We start from the raw sequence: 18,563 nt of genomic DNA, 5'->3' as shown, positions 1-18,563 counted from the left end.
GTACGATCCGTCGGAAATACGCCAAGCCATGCCGCACATCTCGCTTCACGACAGTTCGAGCGGTCCGCGATCGTTGTGGATACGCCTTTGCGACCAGGGCTTGGACGCCCTGCAACCGGTCTGCCTCTTCGGCGTTCCCTTGATGATGGGTGGGCGGCACCCCTTAGGCCATTTGCTACTGGCGACCGCCGCGGGAGGAATGCTCCTGCTTTGGTGTCTCCGCCGGGCGTTTGCCGCTCGATCTCCCCTGGTGCGAACGGGCGTGGAATGGCTTGCGGCGGCGGGCGCGTTGCTTCTGGCCGTGCAACTGTTCCCGTTGCCCCCGTCTCTCCTAACCCGGCTGTCGCCGACAGTCCCGTCCTTCCTGCCGCTTTGGTTTCAAAATGAAGACGGCGTCTTGGGCCATTGGCCCTTCCTCAGCCTGATGCCCGACGAAACGCGACTGTGCCTGATTCTGTTCCTTTCTTATTTCGCCGTGTTTTGGGTCACGGCGCAGCGTATTCGGGCGATCGAAGACGTGGAGCGAATTTTCCGCTATCTCGCCTGGGGCGTGATGATCGTGGCAGGACTGGGTATTTTGCAGCAGGTGGCCGGCAACGGCAAATTCTTCTGGTTCTATCAGCACCCCTATTCCACCACCGCGGACGCCGTTAAAGGCTGTTTCACCAATCGCAATCATTTTGCCGATTACTTGGCCCTGGGCATCGGCCCCCTGCTGTGGTGGACCTTCGGCGGCAGCGCCTTCGTCCCTGGGGCACGGCGCGGAGCATCGTACCGACCTCGCGCGGCCCGGGCGACGCTCTCTTGGATCGGCGGCACACCGACCAACTCGGGCGGTTCGTCCGCACAAACCGGCGAGGGGGAATGGATCCGCGTGATTTTGCTGGGGATGGTGCTCTTCGCCGGACTGCTGTCGCTTTCCCGCGCCGGAAACGTCGTACTGGCCCTGGCCTTGATAATCACGACCGCCGCCCTCTATCGCGGGCGAGTGCTGCGACCTTACGCGATTGGGCTGTTGGGTCTGGCGGTGCTCGTCACAGCGACGGCATTGGCGATTTTCGGCCGAGATCGCGTGGCCGAGCGACTGGACGACCTCGCCGCGCTGTCGTGGGAGACCTTGGACCGGCAAGAGAGTCGCACCACCGTTTGGCAAAACACCTGGCGGGCGGCGCAGGATTTTCCCCTTTTCGGATCGGGAGCGGGCAGTTTTCGCTTTGTGCAGGCCCTCTACGAAGGCCCACGTTCGCACGCCCACTATTACTCCCATGCCGAACAAAGCTACTTGCAAGTGCTTTTGGAGACCGGCGTCCCGGGTTTGGGCCTATTACTGTGCGGCTGGATACTGATCTTCGTTCGAGCAGGCCGCGCCGCGCGTCACGGCTGCGATCTCCGGCATCGCATGGCGGCGGTCGCCGCCGCGGCGGGACTGGCCGCGCATGCCCTGCACGGCTTCGTCGATTTCGTCTTTTACGTGCCGGGCTTGACCGTCACCGCCGTAACGCTGGCGGCCTGCGTTTGGCGCCTGGCGGATTTCGCAACCGATGCCGACGCCGCCCGTGGTCGGACATGCGCGACCACCCAGTCTGCATCGCTCCGCCGACGAAGGATCACGGCGGGCGCTGGGGCGCATTCCGGCGGAAAGGAAACCGCACCGTGGAAGCCCATGATTTGGACGGCGGCGGCCCTCTGTGTCGCCGTACTCACCGGCGTCGTCATCGCGGATCGCATTCCCGCCGTCTATGCCCAGCAATTGTGGGAAAGGTATCTCGCCCTCCAACGCGCCTCCGAGAGCGCGTCCATGGAAGCCTGGCTGCAAGTCGGCGACGAGTCCCCCCCGGACCGTCTGGCGGAATCGGAGCGACGCGTGATCGAACTGTTGAGCCGAATCGCTCAGGCGGAACCGCGCTGGGCCGAACCGCATTTGCGACTGGCGCAGGCCTACCTACGGCGCTTTCACGCCCTGCAATTGAGCGCTGACAACGCCATGCCGCTCAGTCAAATACGCGATGCCGCCGTTCAGTCACAGTTCCCCAGCGCCGCCGCGCTCGACGACTGGCTGGCGGCAGCGGTGGGCGAACATCGCAAATTGCTATACCTTGCCCGACAAGAGGCTCACCAAGCCGTTCGGCTCTGCCCCTTGCTGGGTGAGGCGTATTTGGTGCTGGGCGAATTGGGCTTTCTGCGAGGAGAGGGCGATGCCGAACTGCGGCAGTGGACCGCCCAGGCCCTTCGCGCCGCGCCTTACAACGGCAATATCCTGTTCGAAGCCGGATTGCAGGCCTTTTTGGCGGGCGACGAGGCCGCGTGGATCGATTACTGGCGCCGCGCCTTCCACGCCGGACGCGTTCACCAGACGCGCCTCATCCGTCAGCTTGCGGGCCGAGCCTCTCCGGAAAACGTCGCCGAAGAGACCGAATTTCTCTTACACGTTTTCGAACCGGATCTGGAAGCCCTGCGATCCATGTATCGCTACTATCGAAAAAGCTACCCGGCCGAGAACCTGGGACCGTTGGCGCAGGCGTATCTGTCGGCCCTGCAAGGTCAAATCGCGAAGATCGAAAACGACCCTGCGACCGAGGCCTCCTTGTGGCTGGAGACGCACTTCGTCCTGCTGGAAATGGGAGACGGGGAAGGGGCCTTGGACGCCGCACGGCGAGCCTCGACCCTAAATCCCAACGATTATCGGGCACACTACTACCTTTCCCAGCGACTGGAGGAACTGGGGCACTGGGCGGAAGCGGAAGAACACGTGCGGTGGTGCTTGCTGCGCCGGCCCGGTCATCGACCGCTGGAACGACGATTGGCGGCGCTCCGCGCGCGACAACTTTCGGAAAGGGCGGAAGTCCCCGTCGTTGCGTCGCGGGAAACCGCCTCGGCGGAGCGCTGAATCGGATCGCCGCGTGACGGCCCGGCACAAAAAACCGCCTTGCCGAGGGACGGCCAAATCCGGTATGAATGCCCCTCCCGCCGCGTGACGAGCGTCGCCGCGGTTTCACCGCCGCCATACCCGGAACCGGATCGGGAACCCGCGCGGCAAGGATGCCGCCGAGCATTGTCGTGCCGACGGGGAGCGAACCGTCGGCGCCTTCAAGGAGGAAGTCGTGAAATCGCTGCCGCTGTTCGGTCGAGCCAACGGGCGGGAAGAGAACGGGCCGGCATCGCCCGCCGCGAAGTTCCGTCTTGCCCCTCGCTTGCCGGAGCACGAGGACGGCGGCGCGAATCTCTCCGCCTCTCAATCGCCCGCCGTGGAACAAGATAACGCAACGCCGCGCCTTTCCGCGGCGGATAGCGGCGGCACGACCCCCGGCGTTTGGCGTCATCACCTTCGCGGCCTGTTAGGGGCCGCGATGCTCCTTCCGTTCTTATTGGCCGCATATCTGACGGCGTTTTGGCTACGATTCGAAGGGCAGACTCCGCCCCGCGTCGAGCAGTGGTTCTGGAGTACCGTCGGATACGTCGTCGCCATCAAGTTGGCGGTGTTCGTCGGCTTTCGCATTCACCGTTCATGGGGGCGGTTCTTGACGTTTTCGGACCTTGCCCGGCTTATCCAAGCGGCGGGGCTCGCCCTTTTGGCCACGGCCATGGCGGAGCGATTTTTCGGTCCGCCGCAGATGGCTCCCCGGGCCATACTGCTCTTGGATTGCGGCGCCACGATCGTGCTGCTGGGAGGTTTTCGCGCGGTGCAGCGGGCGATGTGGGACCGCAGTTGGAGCAGCTTTTTCTGGAGCGGCGCCGTGCCCACGTTGATCGTGGGAGCCGACGAGGCCGGCGAAGGCGCCCTCCGCGCCGTGCTGCGCGACTCCCGCCGACGCTATCGCGTTCTCGGCTTCCTCGATCGCGATCCGCGCAAGGTGGGAGGGTGCTTGGGCGGCGTCCCCGTTCTCGGCACCGTAGACCGGATCGCCGACATCTCCGCCAAGCTGGGCGTGAAGGAAGTCTTTCTCGCGGCGGGCGACATCACGGGTCGAGAGGTGCGAAGGCTGGCCGCCGATGCGCGAGCGGCGGGCGTCGCCCTTAAGGTCCTGCCCAGTTATCAGCAACTTCTCACCGGTCGCGTGGCCTTGCAACCGCAACCGGTATCCATTCAGGACCTCTTGCGTCGAGAGCCGGTGGCCCTGGAAATGGACCACATCCGCGACTGGCTTCGCGATCGCGTCTTGCTGGTGACGGGCAGCGCCGGGAGCATCGGTTCCGAAATCGCCAGACAGTTGATCCCCTTCGCCCCGCGCAAGCTGATCCTCCTGGATCGCAACGAGACGGGCCAGTTCTTCTTGGAACGCGAGTTGGCGGATCTTCTCGCCTTGCGCGAGGAAGGACGGTTCATCGATATGGAAGTCGTCCTGGCCGATCTCTTGGATCGTCGCCGGGTCGAAAACCTTTTGCAACGGCACCGCCCCGACGTCATCTTCCACGCCGCGGCGTACAAACACGTGCCGCTCATGGAATCCCATCCCGGCGAGGCGGTCAAGAACATCGTCTTCGCCACGCGCCAACTGGCGGACGCGGCCGAATCGGCGGGCGTGACGTCTTTCGTCATGATCTCCACCGACAAGGCGGTCAATCCGACCAGCGTGATGGGCGCCTGCAAGCGATTGGCCGAAATGTACGTCCAATCCTTGACCCGCGAGGTTCGTTGCCGATTCGTCACCGTCCGCTTCGGCAACGTGCTGGATTCGGCCGGCAGCGTGGTGCAGATCTTCCGGAAGCAAATCGCGGCGGGCGGACCGGTGACCGTCACCGATCCCCGCATGGAACGTTTCTTTATGACCATCCCCGAGGCCGCCCGACTGGTCATTCAGGCCGGCGTCATCGGTCGGGCCGGCGAGATCCTGGTCTTGGATATGGGCGAGCCGGTCCGCATCCTCGACCTGGCCGTCGATATGATCCGACTCTCCGGCCTGGAGGTGGGCCGCGACATCGAGATTCGATACGTCGGATTGCGGCCCGGCGAAAAGCTTTACGAGGAGTTGCAGGCGGCGGGAGAGCAATCCCTGCCCACCCGGCACCCGAAAATCCGCATCGCCGTCAGCCCTGCCGCGGATTTGGCCGCGCTCCGGCAGAACCTGGCGCGGCTGCGCAATCTGGCGGACGATCGACCCGGCGAAGTCCTGCAAGTGTTGCAAGATTTGATTCCCGGTTACCGCCCGGATACCGCCGCACCGCGGGAGGCCGCCGCGAAGCCTGTCCGTCTCCGTGCCGCGTGAGCCTTCCTGCAAAGCGAAGTAACGGCACCTGGTGAAACCGGTCGCGGAGAACCGATCGGTCGCGGCCCCCGCGAGGCCGACATCAGGCGAGGAAGAAGAGATATGACCAATTCAGACCTTCGGCTTTCGGGCAAGGATTCGACCCGTCCGCGTGTGGCGTTCATCATGGGAGCGGGCCGCAGCGGTTCCACCGTCCTGGATATGCTGCTGGGCGCACACCCGAGCATTCAAGGGGTGGGAGAACTGTGCAACGTGGTCCGCAGCGGTTGGATCGCGGGGCAGTACTGCTCGTGCGGGCGTCGCACTCCGGATTGCGATTTCTGGCAGGCCGTGCGTGAACAGTGGCGCCGGGAGTCGGGCGGCGCCGATCCGAGACACTACGAGTACCTGCTGCAAGCCTTCGAGCAGCGCCGTATCAGCGCCGTGCGATTGACCTGCACGCTTCACCCCGAGCGACTGGTGCTGCCCGCGCGGTCGGGCGTGGCGTTTCGCGACTACGCCGAGCAGACCGCCGCCCTATTCAGGGCTATCGCCGCGGTCTCGGGACGCCCCATCGTCGTGGATTCCTCGAAGAACCCGGCCCGGGCGTTGGCCTTGTTGCGGATGGACCGGGATTTCGGCCGGGTCGATCTCCGCTTGATCCATCTGGTGCGGGACGTTCGAGGCTTCGCCTGGTCCGCCCGGAAAAGCTTTCGCAAAGACGAGGCCAAAGGGGTGCAAGCGGACATGGCGGGCCTACCGGTCTGGAAAAGCGCCCTGGTGTGGGCGTTTGTCAATGTCTGCTCCGACTACGTTCGCCGGCGGCACGATCGGCGACGCAGCTTGCTGCTGAAATACGAAGATCTCGCGTCCCGGCCCGAGGCAGCGCTGCACGCCGTGGCGGACGTCCTGAGTCTGCCCGCCGATCCGTGGCTCGAAATGTTGAATTCGGCCGCACCGTTGCGCCCCGGGCACGTCGTGGCGGGAAATCGGGTCCGCATGGAACGGGAAATCCGCTTGCGGCCGGATTTGGAGTGGCAAAGCAAGCTCTCGCCCGCCGACAAGCGGGTATGTTGGATGCTCGCCGGGTGGAAGGCGGCCTGGTACGGTTACCCCATGCGGCCCGAGAAGGACCGCCGGTCGAGCGATGCGGCACGGCAAGCCGATGCACCCCGGTCGGTCGCGCCGGGCCATCCCATCCCGCGACCGCACTTTGCGCGGTCTTCCGCGAAGCCGACTGTAGATTCCGCCCCTCGAACCGCCCTTCGCTCGCATCCCGATGGCTGAGCCTGCCGCCCCTTATGCCAATGCCGCGGCCCTGCCGGACAAAGCGACCGCCGGAAGGCCCGAACCGCGCGCGCTGCCGCCGCTGGGAATCCACTGGAACCTGGCGTGGGTCTTTTCGGGGAATGCGGTGCGATCCGTTGCGCGGGCCGTGCTATTGATCTTGCTGGTCAAGTGGGCGGGTTGGGAGGCGGCGGGCGTGTACATCGCCGCACTGGCGCTGACCGGACCCATCTTCGCCGTCACCGATTTGGGACTCCGCCCGCTGCTCATCAACGACGTGGCCCGCGAGTACCCCTTTCAGCACTACTTCTCGCTCCGCCTGGTCGGATCGGCGGCGGCCTGGGGCGTGGCGGTCGTGCTGGGACTTGTGTTGGGCTATTCCTTCCACCGCGTCGCGCTGATCCTCTGTGCGGCGGCGACCCGATTCTGGGACGGCGCCTCCGACATCCTGCACGGCGTCCTCCAGCGCGAAGAACGCATGGACCGCATCGGCCTCAGTCTCATCCTCCGGCATCTATTGGGAGTCGCGGCCTTTTGCGGCGCAATCCACTGGGGCGGAACCATTACCTTGGCCGCCGCCTTGGACGCCCTTGCCGCCGTCGCCGTCTGTCTTGCCTGGGACCTTCCCAACGCCCAGCGCCTCCTCCGCGGACTGCGGCGGGAAGACGATTCTGCGCACACCTCGGGCGAATCCGCCGACGTTGCATCGAGGAAACCCTCGGCGGATACCGCCGCCCTCGCCGAATACCGGACCCACGGTTCGACCGTGTGCCGTAGGGAAGCCCTTCACGGGGATCGAGACCAAGAGCACGTATCGTTCGTTCGCCCCACGCCCGTCTGGGGCAGCCTGATCCGCCACAGCATTCCGCTGGCGATCGTGGCGTTCGAAATCAACCTCATCACCAACGTTCCTCGCTACGTCGTGGAAAGCGTATTGGGTCCGGCGTCCTTGGCGATATTCGCCTCACTGTTGCAACTGGCGGGGATGGGTATGATCTTCGTCGTGGCCATGGGTCAGACCATGAGTCCCCGATTGGCCCGTTACTACCGCCAAGGCGATCATCGCGGCTTCCTGCGCCTGCTGGCGGGTGTCACGACGGTCAGCGCCCTTTTGGGCGTCGTCCCGTGGATGATCGTGATCTCCGGCTGGGGACCGCTCGTTTTGCAATGGCTTTTCCGCGACGACATGGCCCGGCATTGGGATATGGCGGTTTGGGTCATGGGATCGGCGGTGATCCTGTACCTGACGGGACCGCTCGGACGGGCCTTGGATACGCTCTTACGGTTCAAGACGCACGTGGCGATTCGAACGACGTCCCTGGTCCTCGTCTTGCTGCTACTGCCCCCGATGACTCGTCTTTACGGTTTGTGGGGAGCGGCAGTGGGCTTCACGATTGCGCAAGGCGTCATGCTGCCTCTTTATCTGATCGCGATTGCCCACGCGTGGAAGCATCGACAGCACGCGCCGCGACTCCGGCGAGAGTCCGGCGAAGAGCTGCGCGCGACATCGTACGGCACCGAAACGAGCGACGATTCAACCGCCGAGAATCGCCGCGCCGCTTGACGAGGAAGACTCTTCGCAAGTCGCTTTCCCAGCCCCGCCGCAACCGCTGCGATACCCGGCCAAATATCGACGGGATCCAATGTTGTGCTAGGTTGCACCACAGCACCACGGTCGCCTATCGCCGACCGTACTTGGCGGCGAATTGCTCATCGGTGTAGCTGAGGTAGTACAGTCCCTCGATCAATGCGACCAAGCCGATAATCAAGCTGGAGATACCAAGAGTGCACAACCCGAGGCCGAGACTGATGATCAAATAGATGACACCGGAGGTTGTATCGCCCAAGTAAAACTTGTGCGCCCCCAGCGCGCCGAGAAAAATCGCCAGCAGCGACGCCACGAGGCGATTCGGGCCGGAACCGCCGTGCGGAGATGTGCCGGGTTGTCGGACACCGCAACGGGGGCAAATCTCCGCCAGGATCGAGATGACGGCGCCGCAGTGAAAGCAAAACTTGGTGTTCGCCGCGCCCGGAGCACGTTCCGGTTCGATCGCGGCGAAAATAGGATCGTCCCGGGGCGGAGGTTGCGGGGTCGGCACGATCAGGGTAGCACCGCAGGCGGGGCAGATCGTTCTCTTGCCCGCCGTGTTGGAAGCAACCTTGAGTTGACTCCCGCATGCCGTACAATTGAAGTAAGTTTCGCCAACGGACATCAAAAGTCTCCTCAGCAAGGTGTCATTCTAGCTTTTTGCGGTCTGCTGCGTCGAGTCTATTCCGACAGAAACCCGGCGGCAACGCCGTGTTATCCAAATGCGAGTTTTTGCGGTCCCGCCGGATGCCGGTCCGCGGGCCTTTCGGCAACCGCACCCCCTTGGGTATTTCGTCCGCACGCCGTAATACTTAAGCCTCGCAAGCGAATTCACATGGGGTGAGTTTTAACTCCAATTGACGGCGCCGCGCCGTTAACGGCGCGCCCTGCACGGAGACGGACGCAATGTTTCACAAACCGACGCGAAAAGTCATTCCCGTGATTTCGGCATGCCTGGGCATTGGGGGCATCTTTTTCGCCCTGTGGGTTTGGGCCGCCGACCGGAATCCGCATCGACGCCTCACGGCGCTGACAGAGCAAGGCATCCCGATTACCGTAGCCGACCTCGACGCACAATCGGCCCACGATGGCATGCAGGCGACCGAACTTGTCCGGGCCTTGATGGCAGAATTGGCCGCCACGGATTCGGGGTGGCAAGACCTGCTTTCGAGCGATACGGTGAGCGCGGGCACCCCCACCGACGAGGAGTTAGCTCGTATGCGCGCCATTGCGGAGAATCCCCGCGCCCGAGAGTTGTTCCGACAGTTGGCCGAACTGCCGGGTGAGGAACCGTATGCCGCCCTCGGCACGCAAGGCGACTTCATGGAGAGGCTTCTTGGCGTGATCTCCGACGTCCGAGGCGTCTACCGCTATCTCGGCGTCTCCGCCCGTTATCACCGGTTGCAGGGAGAGGCTGAGCGATTCATGGAGGACGTCTTGCTGAGCTTGCGGACGTTGCGGCGGGGCGCTCCGTGCTTAGTGGGTAATTTGGTTCGGGTGGCGTGTCTCCGCATTACCCTTCGCGAAGCCGCCGATACGCTTTCCGCCGGGCGGTTTCCAAGCGAGACCCTCAATGCCCTCGATGCTCGACTCGCGGAATTGGACGTCCATCGGTGGTGGGAGGAAGCCCTTCGATCCGAAGGCGCCTACGGTCTGGATCAAATGGAACGTCAAATGTCGTTCGCTCGCTATTGGCCTGCCTCGGTGATGTATTACAGCACCGTTGATTACTACCTGGATGTGCTGGACTACTATAGGCAGCACGGACTGGACGTCCCCGGCAAGGCGGCGGCACCCTCGCCGCAAAAGGGCTTTTCCGCATGGAATAAGCTGGTGGACCTTGCGCTGCCCGCCTTTGAGGCAGGCCAAAACGCGGGTCGGACGGCCATTGCCGAAATTCGGTGCCTTCGCGCCCATGTTCGCATCGTCGAACAGGCGAACGAAAAAGGCGGGAAGGCGGAAATCGCCTGGGAATCCATCGATCTCCCCGAGGGGGAAAAGGTCGATCCGTTTACCGGCACACCTCTGCTCCTGCGCCCGGTGGACGATGGATGGCTGGTCTACTCCGTGGGAACCAACCTTCGCGACGACGGAGGCAAGTTTGATGGCCAAGAGGACGTCGGCCTGCGTGTAAGCTTGCCGCGCTGAATCGCCCCCCATTTTAGAGGGATCGTGCCCGAATCTCCTTCGCCGCTCCACGTCGGGGCGGCATCTTGCTTGGTTGCGGAAAAGTGTTCGCATCGCACTCCCCGTTGCGAGGCTCTGCTGCGGATCCGCAGATGGGAGCTGCGAATGACTTTCCGGTTCCCATTCGCCACACCCCCCCACAAAGGCGTATCGTGCTGACCCTTAAGATTGCCAAAGCTCGCTGTTTTGTGTTGACCGCGAATTTTGGGAATAATAGCGTATTTGCACAATGAAGTGATGGGTTGTCAGCCCACGCAAAAGGTCGTACTCTGAACGGTTGATTCTTCCGAATCGAAGAAATGGGGCTTTCGCGTCGCGTGTTGCGCGGGGGGGCTATTTCCGCGCCGTAAGAACAGGTTCCCCACCGACCGACGTATTGGTATTTCCGCGGATGGACGCTCCGTCGTGCATTTTCCGCATACTCTCCAAACGCCTCCATGTCGCGCTAGCGATACGGATGCGAGGCCGACGAAGGACGACGGATATTCCGCTCCTATAAGAAAGCCGTGATGTGCCCATGAGTTGTTCCATCGGAAGTTTTTTCGTTCCCCCCACCTTCGTGGATTTGCTGCGTCATCGCGCCGAACACCAACCGGACGATACGGCGTTCGTCTACTTGGCCGACGGAGAGAATGACGAGATTCGCATCACGTATACGGAGTTGGACCGTCGTATTCGCGCCATTGCCGCATGGCTTCAGGCGCACGGGCTATCCGGGGAGAGGGCTTTGCTGCTGTATCCGCCGGGACTGGATTTCATTGCGGCGTTTTTCGGTTGCCTGTATGCCGGGGTGGTGGCCGTGCCCGTCTATCCGCCGCGGCGCAATCGGTCCTTGGAACGCATCCAGGCGATTTCCGACAATGCCCAGGCCAAAGCGGCCTTGACCACGGCGGCGGTGCGCGAGCGCGTGGACGGCGTGATCCATGACACGCCCGACCTTTTGAAATTGAATTGGCTGACCACCACCGGCGAAGAACCGGCACCGCCGGACGACTGGAAGCGGCCCGACATCTCGGGCGAGACGTTGGCCTTTTTGCAATACACCTCCGGTTCGACCGGCACGCCCAAGGGGGTCATGCTGTCGCATTCCAATTTGATGCACAACTCGGCCCTCATCTGTCACGCCTTCGAGCATCGGCGCTCGGGAACCGGCGTTTATTGGTTGCCCAGCTATCACGATATGGGCCTGATCGGCGGCATTTTGCAGCCGGTTTTCGTGGGGCGGCCGAATGTCATGATGTCGCCCATGGCCTTTTTGCAGAAACCCTATCGCTGGCTGGCCGCCATCTCGAAATATCGCGGCACGACCAGCGGCGGACCGAATTTCGCCTACGATCTGTGCGTCCGCTCGGTCACGCCGGAGCAGCGCGAAAGCCTGGACCTGAGTTGTTGGGAGGTGGCGTTCAACGGCGCGGAACCCGTTCGTGCCGAGACCATCGAGCGATTCAGCGAGTATTTCGCCCCCTGCGGGTTCCGACGCGAGGCGTTTTATCCGTGTTACGGCTTGGCCGAGGCGACCTTGATCGTCACGGGAGGGTTCGTGCGTCAACCGCCGATTCTCCGCCGCTTCGAGGCCGAATCCGTCGCCCAGGGCAGGCCGCGACCGACGAACAACGGCGGGCACCGCGTGCAAACCCTGGTGGGTTGCGGCACGCGACTACCGGACGTGGAAGTGGCCGTCGTCGATCCCCAGACCCATCGCCGCTTGGGAGAGCTTGCGGTGGGCGAGATTTGGGTCCGCGGCCCCAGCGTCGCTCAAGGATATTGGAAGAATCCCGACGCCACGGGGGAGACCTTCGGCGGCATGATCGCGGACACCGGAGAAGGGCCGTTCATGCGGACAGGCGACTTGGGGTTCTTGCTGGAGGGCGAGTTGTTCGTCACCGGCCGAATCAAGGAAATGATCATCGTTCGCGGCGTCAACGTCTATCCGCACGACGTGGAACGCACGGCCCAGCGGGCCGACAATCGCTTGCGACCGAATGCGGGGGCGTGTTGCACCGTCGAGGAGGACGGCAGGGAAAAGCTCGTCTTGATCCAAGAGGTCGAGCGCCACGTCAAGCAGGGTTTCGACGAAATCTTTCAGGCGGTGCGCCGTGCCGTCTCTTTGGAACACGAACTCCCATTGGACGCCATCGTCCTGATCAAATTGGGCAGCATCCCGCGGACGTCGAGCAACAAGATCCAGCGGTTCGCCTGTCGCAAGGCCTACTTGGACGGGACGCTCTCCGTGGTGGCCCAGTGGCGAGCGGGCGAGGCTGCAACCGCCGAGATGCCTTCGGCGGGCGGCGCAACTTCGGATTCCCCCGTGCCCGCGGCAACAGCGGCGGAATCGACCGGGACCGGCGGCAACGGCGCCGTGCGGGCCGGGACGGTATCGGCCGCGGACGACACCGCAAGCGGTTTGCGGCGACTGCAAGAGCACTTGGCGGCCCAAGGCGGCGAGGGCTGGCAGGCTGCCGGCGGAGGCCGTCCCCGTGAATCCGCCGCACTTTCCTCCCAACCACGAACTCCCGTCGCCGCCGATCGGCAACAGATCATCCAGGCCGTCTTGGATGAGGTGCGACGCGTGGGCAAGGACCGCGCCGCCGGGATTACCCTGGACAGTTCCATCGCCGAATTGGGACTGGATTCGCTGGAACGCATGGAGATCTTGGCCTCGCTGGAGGAACGATTCGGCGGGCGATTCCCCGAGGAGATTCTGCCCGATTTGGAGACGGCGCAGCAGGTGGTCGAGGCCGTCGAACGCTACCTGGGCGGGGGCGGCGTGGAAATCCGCAACCGCACCGCCTTCTTCGAACCCGGCCAAGAGATTCCGCCCGAGTGCTGGGACTTCGAACGTTTTCCCGAGTATACGGCCCTGCGAGAACGCCTCCAAATCTTGGAAGCGGCAGGATTGGGAAACCCCTTCTTCACGGTGCACGAAGGCATCACGAACGATCGCACCATCATCGGCGGCCGAGAGTATGTCAATTATTCGAGCTACAACTACCTCGGCATGTCGGGCGATCCGGCCGTCATTCGAGCGGTGCAGCAGGCCGTGGAGCGTTACGGCACCAGCGTGTCGGCCAGTCGATTGGTCTCCGGCGAAAAGGTCCTCCACGGCGAATTGGAGCGAGGTTTGGCCGAGTTCTTGGGAACCGAGTCCGCCGTGGTCTTCGTGGGCGGGCACGCCACGAATGAGACCGTGATCGGCCATCTCCTCAAGCCCGGCGACCTGATCCTGCACGACGCCCTTTCCCACAACAGCATCGTTCAGGGAGCCATTCTCTCGGGCGCGCGGCGCCGTCCTTTCCCGCACAACGACTGGGAAACCGCCGACCGCTTGCTGGAGCGTTTCCGCCACGAATATCGTCGCGTCCTCCTGGTGATCGAGGGCGTGTACAGCATGGACGGCGACATTCCCGACCTGCCGCGGTTCGTGGAGGTGAAGAAGCGGCACAAGGCGCTGCTGATGGTGGACGAGGCCCATTCCATGGGTACCATCGGCGAAACCGGTCGCGGAATCGGCGAATACCACGCCGTGAATCGAGCCGACGTGGACGTTTGGATGGGCACCCTGAGCAAGTCGTTCGGAAGTTGCGGCGGCTATATTGCGGGTCGGCGGGCCCTGACCGAGTATCTCAAGTACACCGCCCCCGGTTTCGTGTTCAGCGTCGGCCTTTCGCCCCCCAACGCCGCCGCGGCATTGGCTTCGCTGCACCTGATGCAAACCGAACCGCAGCGCGTGCAACGCTTGCGGGAAAACGCGGCCTTGTTCCTGCAATTGGCGCGGCAGCGCGGACTCGATACCGGTCTGAGCCACGATTCGCCCGTCGTGCCCGTCATCCTGGGAAATTCGCTTCACTGCATGCTGCTCTCTCAGGCACTGTTTCGGCGGGGAATCAACGTCCAACCGATCGTGCATCCCGCCGTGCCGGAGACCGCCGCCCGACTGCGATTCTTCCTCACGGCCAAACATACCGAGAAGCAAATCCGCGACACCATCGACGCCTTGTGCGAAGAGATGGATCGCATCGACCCGGCCTACCGCGGTTCGCGCTTGCAACCCACGGCGGCCCCATGATCCGCGTTGGCTCCCGGGAAAGGCTCGGTCCGCGATTTCACAACCGGATTCGCGGCGGGTTCTTCGTTTCTCTAACTCGTCGTACTCCGCCTGATGCCGCCGACCCAATTCTCCGCCAAGCGGCTTGAACGGCGGTCTCTCGACGGGTAAAAGTACGTCTACGCCGTCCGGTGCCTTGCGGAACGCAGGGTGATCCGGGCCGACCGGGGCGGCATCTCGTGCGGCGCGCGATTCGGTCACCAACCCTGCGCAGGGGGTGCGGCGCCCAATTTCACGCCCCGCCGGCAAACACGCGGGAGGGAAGCAACATGATGCGATTCACAAGTTGGGTTGGATTACTCGTGTGCGTGGCCGGCATCGTGCCGGCCCTGCTCCGCCCGCGGACGCTCCAGGCGTCCCAGCCTTCTTCGCCCGCCGCGATCGTGGTTCGAGCGGATGCCGACGCCGTGGAGCGGTTGGCCGCTCAGGAAGTCCGTCGCTACGTCTACCAGCGGACCGGCGCGCTGCTGCCGATCGTCGCCGACGTACCTGGCGAGTCCGATGTTATCTTAATCGCTTACGCCAAGGCGCTGGAAACCGGCCCTTGGCTGCGGGAGATGGGACTGGAAGACTCGTTAACGCAGTTGGCCGGGCGATTGGCGGTCGCTCAGCCCGATGGGTACGTCCTTTGGACCGTGCCTCGGGGTGAACGCCATCTGCTGGTCGTAGCGGGTTACGACGCCGGGACGCTGCTGTACGCCGCATACCGCACGGCCGAAAGTTACGGGGCCAGGTTCTACCTGGACGGCGACGTGCTTCCGGATCGGCTCATCGCTTGGTCGTTGCCCCAACTCGATGAGACGCGGCGCCCGCTCTTCGCTTGCCGCGGCATCCAGCCCTTTCACGACTTCCCGGAAGGACCGGACTGGTGGAGCCTGGAGGACTATCGGGCGGTGCTGGCCCAACTGCCCAAGCTGGGGATGAATTTCTTCGGGTTGCACTGCTATCCCGAGGGCGGCGTCGGACCGGAACCGCTGGTGTGGATCGGTACGACGGACGATATCGGCGAGGGCCCGGCGGTGCGCTTTAGCTATCCCGCCCGGCATTTTCTTACCGGCAACGTGACGGGAGCTTGGGGATACCGCCCCTGGAAGACCTCCGCCTATGTTTGGGGCGCCGATCGCATATTCGAGGCCGACGACTTCGGCGCCGACTACATGCAAGGCTATTCCCCCTGGAACGAGGCACCCGTCGAAAAGACCAACCAATTATTCGAGGCGATGGGTGTCACGCTGGACGGGGCCTTTCGTTTCGCCCGTCTGCTGGGAGTCAAGACCGTCGTCGGGACGGAGACGCCGCTGACCATCCCCAGCGCCGTGCGAAAGCGTTTGGAGGAGGCCGGCAAGGACCCGCGGGATCCCGCCGTAGTCCAAGAGGTTTACGAGGGCATGTTCCGCCGCATCATGCAGACGCACCCCCTGGACTATTACTGGTTCTGGACGCCCGAGGATTGGACCTGGTCGGGGACCAAGCCCGCTCAAATCGACGCGACCCTGGCCGACTTGAACGCGGCGGCGGAGGCCGCCCGAAAGGTCGGCGCCCCGTTCGGTCTGGCCACTTGCGGTTGGGTCCTGGGACCGGTGCAGGATCGCGCCATGTTCGATAAGGTCCTGCCGAAGGATTGGGCCGTCAGTTGCATCAACCGCCAAGTGGGGCACGAACCTGTGGAACCGGGTTTCGCTCAAGTCGAAGGCCGTCCCAAATGGGCCATTCCTTGGATGGAGGACGATCCCGCCCTCAACAGTCCGCAGCTTTGGGTCGGTCGAATGCGCAAGGACGCCGCCGACGCCCTGGCCTACGGTTGCACGGGTCTGATGGGTATCCACTGGAGAACGCGGCAACTGGGGCCGAACGTCTCCGCACTGGCCAAGGCCGCGTGGGATCAAGCCGCTTGGAACCCGAATTGGGGAAGGCCGCCGCAACCCAAACCCGCCCCCAAGGAAGGACCGCAAGGCGGGAATTGGGCGGCGTTTCCCGGTGCCGAAGTTGCCGATACGGAAGAGGACGAGCTGTACCGGACCGTCCGTTACAACGTCGCAGCGTATCACTTCGACGTGCCCAACGGTCGGTATCGCCTGATCCTCAAGTTTTGCGAACCGCATTACGCCGAGGCGGGAAAACGGGTCTTCGGCGTGCGGATACAGGGGCAGCCCGTCATCGAAGGCCTGGACATCTTCGCCCGTGTTGGCCGAAATCGGGCGCTCGATTACACGTTCGAAGATGTGGCCGTGACGGACGGTCGCCTGACGATCGACTTCGTGCCCGAGGTCGAGTACCCGTCCATCGCCGCCATTCGCCTGGAGGGGCCCATGATGCGGGCGGTGAACTGTGGCGGACCCGCTTGGCAGGATTATGCGGCCGATTGGCCGGTGACGAATGCCGCCGCCGATCGCTTCTTGGCCTCGCACGATTTCTATTTGGACTGGGCGGCCGCGCAATTCGGCCCCGAAGTCGCCGCCGAAATCGCCGAGATTTTCGCCGCCGTCGACGGTCGACTCCCGCGTCCCAGCAACTGGGTGGGAGGTCCCGGCGGCATTCAGCCCGACCCGAGACCTTGGGAAAAGGTCGCCCCGGAATACGCCTTCGTTTCGCAACTGGAGGCCTTGCGGGATCGCGTTGTCGGACCGGGCAACCTGGAGCGATTCGATTACTGGCTGAATCTGTTCCGGTATATGCGAGCCAACGGGCAAGTGAACTGCACGTGGGCGGTTTACAACGCGGCGGTTGCCAAGGCCAAGCAGGCTCCCACCCCCGAAGAACAGCGGCGGGTCGCCCGCGAAGAGGCCCTGCCGCTCCGCATCCAATTGGTACGAGAGACGGCCCAGGCCCATCACTACTTGTTGGCGCACGTCAGCACCTACGGAGGCTTGGGCAACGTCGCCAACTGGCAGCAGCACGTCTTGCCCATGCTGCTGTACGATCCCGGCGCGGAGTTGGAGCAAATGTTGGGCGAACCCCTTCCGCCGGAGGCGCAACCGGGGACCGACTACGAGGGACCGCCTCGGCTGATCGTGCCCACTCAAAGGACGTTACTGACGGCGGGCGAGGCCTTCCGCGTGAAAGTGATCGTGCTGGGCTTCACCCCGGACCGCCCCGTCCTGCGATGGCGTCCCCTGGGGGATAAAGAATTTCGCGATGTACCCTTGGAGCACGATGCGCGGGGAGTGTACCGGGCAACGATTGGGGCTGACATTCTGACCGGCGATTTCGAGTACTACGTGGAAGCCCAAACCGGCGGCGTAGCGAGGCTCCGCTATCCGGCGGCGGCACCCGGCGTCAATCTGAGCGTGGTCGTGCTGCGACCGTGAACCCGCAACGAAGGGCGCTTTGCCATACGGCTATCGTCCACGCAAGATTGACTCGAGTCCGTAACCTACGGCGGCGTCGCACGCCGGTTGGGCGCTACCCGGCGGCATCGGGTGCGAGGCGACCCTAAGCGCGACCCGTGGGAGGAGAGTCATGGAGCAAGGAGGACCGCGAGGGCTGTTCATCACCGGCACCGATACGGAGGTCGGAAAGACCTACGTGGCGGCCATGATCGCCCGTTCCTTGAAGCAAGCAGGCTACGCCGTGGGGGTCTACAAACCGACCGCCAGCGGTTGCCGAAGCGTACACGGCGAGATCGTCTCCGACGATGCCTTGTTGCTTTGGGAGGCCGCGGGGCGGCCCGGCACGCCGGAAGAGGTTTGTCCGCAACGCTTTCTCGCGCCCTTGGCCCCGCACGTCGCCGCCGCCAAGGAGAATCGCCGGATCGACCGCGATCTTCTTCGCCGCGGACTCGATCCCTGGCTGGAGAGGTCGGCGGTCGTGCTGGTCGAAGGCGTGGGCGGCTTGCTTTCGCCCATCAGCGAGGAGGACTACGTCGCCGACTTGGCTTGCGACCTCGGATTTCCCCTGTTGATCGTCTCCCGCAACGCCCTGGGGACCATCAATCAAACGCTGACGACGCTCACGGCGGCGAGCGTCTATCGTGGGGGATTGCCGACGGCGGGAATCGTGCTGAACGAACCCGTATGTCCCGACCAGGCGGATATCAGTCGCGAGGACAACCCTCGCGAAATCGCCGCGCGGAGTCCGGTGCCGCTGCTGGCCGTTGTGAAGTTCGGGGCGGAAGCGTTTTCTCCGCCCGTCGATTGGTACCGCGTGGCACAACCCGCCGTACGCTGAGAAACGCTTCGCTTCGCCGGTCCGGGCGACTGCTGAGCGATCCTCG

At 63.9% G+C, this 18,563-nt stretch carries 9 protein-coding genes; 8 read left to right on the top strand and 1 reads right to left on the bottom strand.

Annotated elements, in window-relative coordinates:
- The first annotated feature begins 28 nt into the window (after positions 1–28).
- From ACYQ6J_RS12900 to ACYQ6J_RS12885, 4 genes are all read left to right on the top strand, one after another.
- A complete protein-coding gene (locus tag ACYQ6J_RS12900) occupies positions 29–2,887 on the top strand; it encodes an O-antigen ligase family protein (RefSeq protein WP_460184591.1) in 2,859 nt (952 codons plus the stop codon).
- A gap of 214 nt (positions 2,888–3,101) precedes the next feature.
- Positions 3,102–5,204 (top strand): polysaccharide biosynthesis protein, encoded by a 2,103-nt coding sequence (locus ACYQ6J_RS12895; protein WP_460184590.1) that lies wholly within the window; start codon positions 3,102–3,104, stop codon positions 5,202–5,204.
- A gap of 102 nt (positions 5,205–5,306) precedes the next feature.
- Positions 5,307–6,470, top strand: coding sequence for a sulfotransferase (locus ACYQ6J_RS12890; RefSeq protein WP_460184589.1), 1,164 nt, complete (start codon positions 5,307–5,309; stop codon positions 6,468–6,470).
- Positions 6,463–8,034 (top strand): lipopolysaccharide biosynthesis protein, encoded by a 1,572-nt coding sequence (locus ACYQ6J_RS12885; RefSeq protein WP_460184588.1) that lies wholly within the window; start codon positions 6,463–6,465, stop codon positions 8,032–8,034. The genes ACYQ6J_RS12890 and ACYQ6J_RS12885 overlap by 8 nt, the downstream gene beginning before the upstream one ends.
- A gap of 115 nt (positions 8,035–8,149) precedes the next feature.
- On the opposite strand, the gene ACYQ6J_RS12880 is transcribed toward ACYQ6J_RS12885, so the two are convergent.
- The gene (locus ACYQ6J_RS12880) at positions 8,150–8,683 is read right to left on the bottom strand and encodes a TM2 domain-containing protein (protein ID WP_460184587.1); all 534 of its coding nucleotides are present in this window, start codon (positions 8,681–8,683) and stop codon (positions 8,150–8,152) included.
- Positions 8,684–8,964: 281 nt separating this feature from the next.
- Here ACYQ6J_RS12880 and ACYQ6J_RS12875 point away from each other — a divergent pair, with 281 nt between their 5' ends.
- The 4 genes from ACYQ6J_RS12875 to bioD all read left to right on the top strand — a co-directional run bounded on the left by ACYQ6J_RS12875 (position 8,965) and on the right by bioD (position 18,517).
- Positions 8,965–10,206 (top strand): hypothetical protein, encoded by a 1,242-nt coding sequence (locus tag ACYQ6J_RS12875; protein WP_460184586.1) that lies wholly within the window; start codon positions 8,965–8,967, stop codon positions 10,204–10,206.
- A gap of 556 nt (positions 10,207–10,762) precedes the next feature.
- Positions 10,763–14,311 (top strand): aminotransferase class I/II-fold pyridoxal phosphate-dependent enzyme, encoded by a 3,549-nt coding sequence (locus ACYQ6J_RS12870; RefSeq protein ID WP_460184585.1) that lies wholly within the window; start codon positions 10,763–10,765, stop codon positions 14,309–14,311.
- 308 nt (positions 14,312–14,619) lie between these two features.
- Positions 14,620–17,658: a malectin domain-containing carbohydrate-binding protein gene (locus ACYQ6J_RS12865; RefSeq protein ID WP_460184584.1), complete on the top strand. Its 3,039-nt coding sequence runs from the start codon at positions 14,620–14,622 to the stop codon at positions 17,656–17,658.
- 151 nt (positions 17,659–17,809) lie between these two features.
- Positions 17,810–18,517: a dethiobiotin synthase gene (gene bioD, locus ACYQ6J_RS12860; protein ID WP_460184583.1), complete on the top strand. Its 708-nt coding sequence runs from the start codon at positions 17,810–17,812 to the stop codon at positions 18,515–18,517.
- The last annotated feature ends 46 nt before the right edge of the window (positions 18,518–18,563 follow it).

Source organism: Thermopirellula anaerolimosa (genome assembly GCF_054657335.1).
This window is presented reverse-complemented; position numbering and strand designations above follow the sequence as displayed.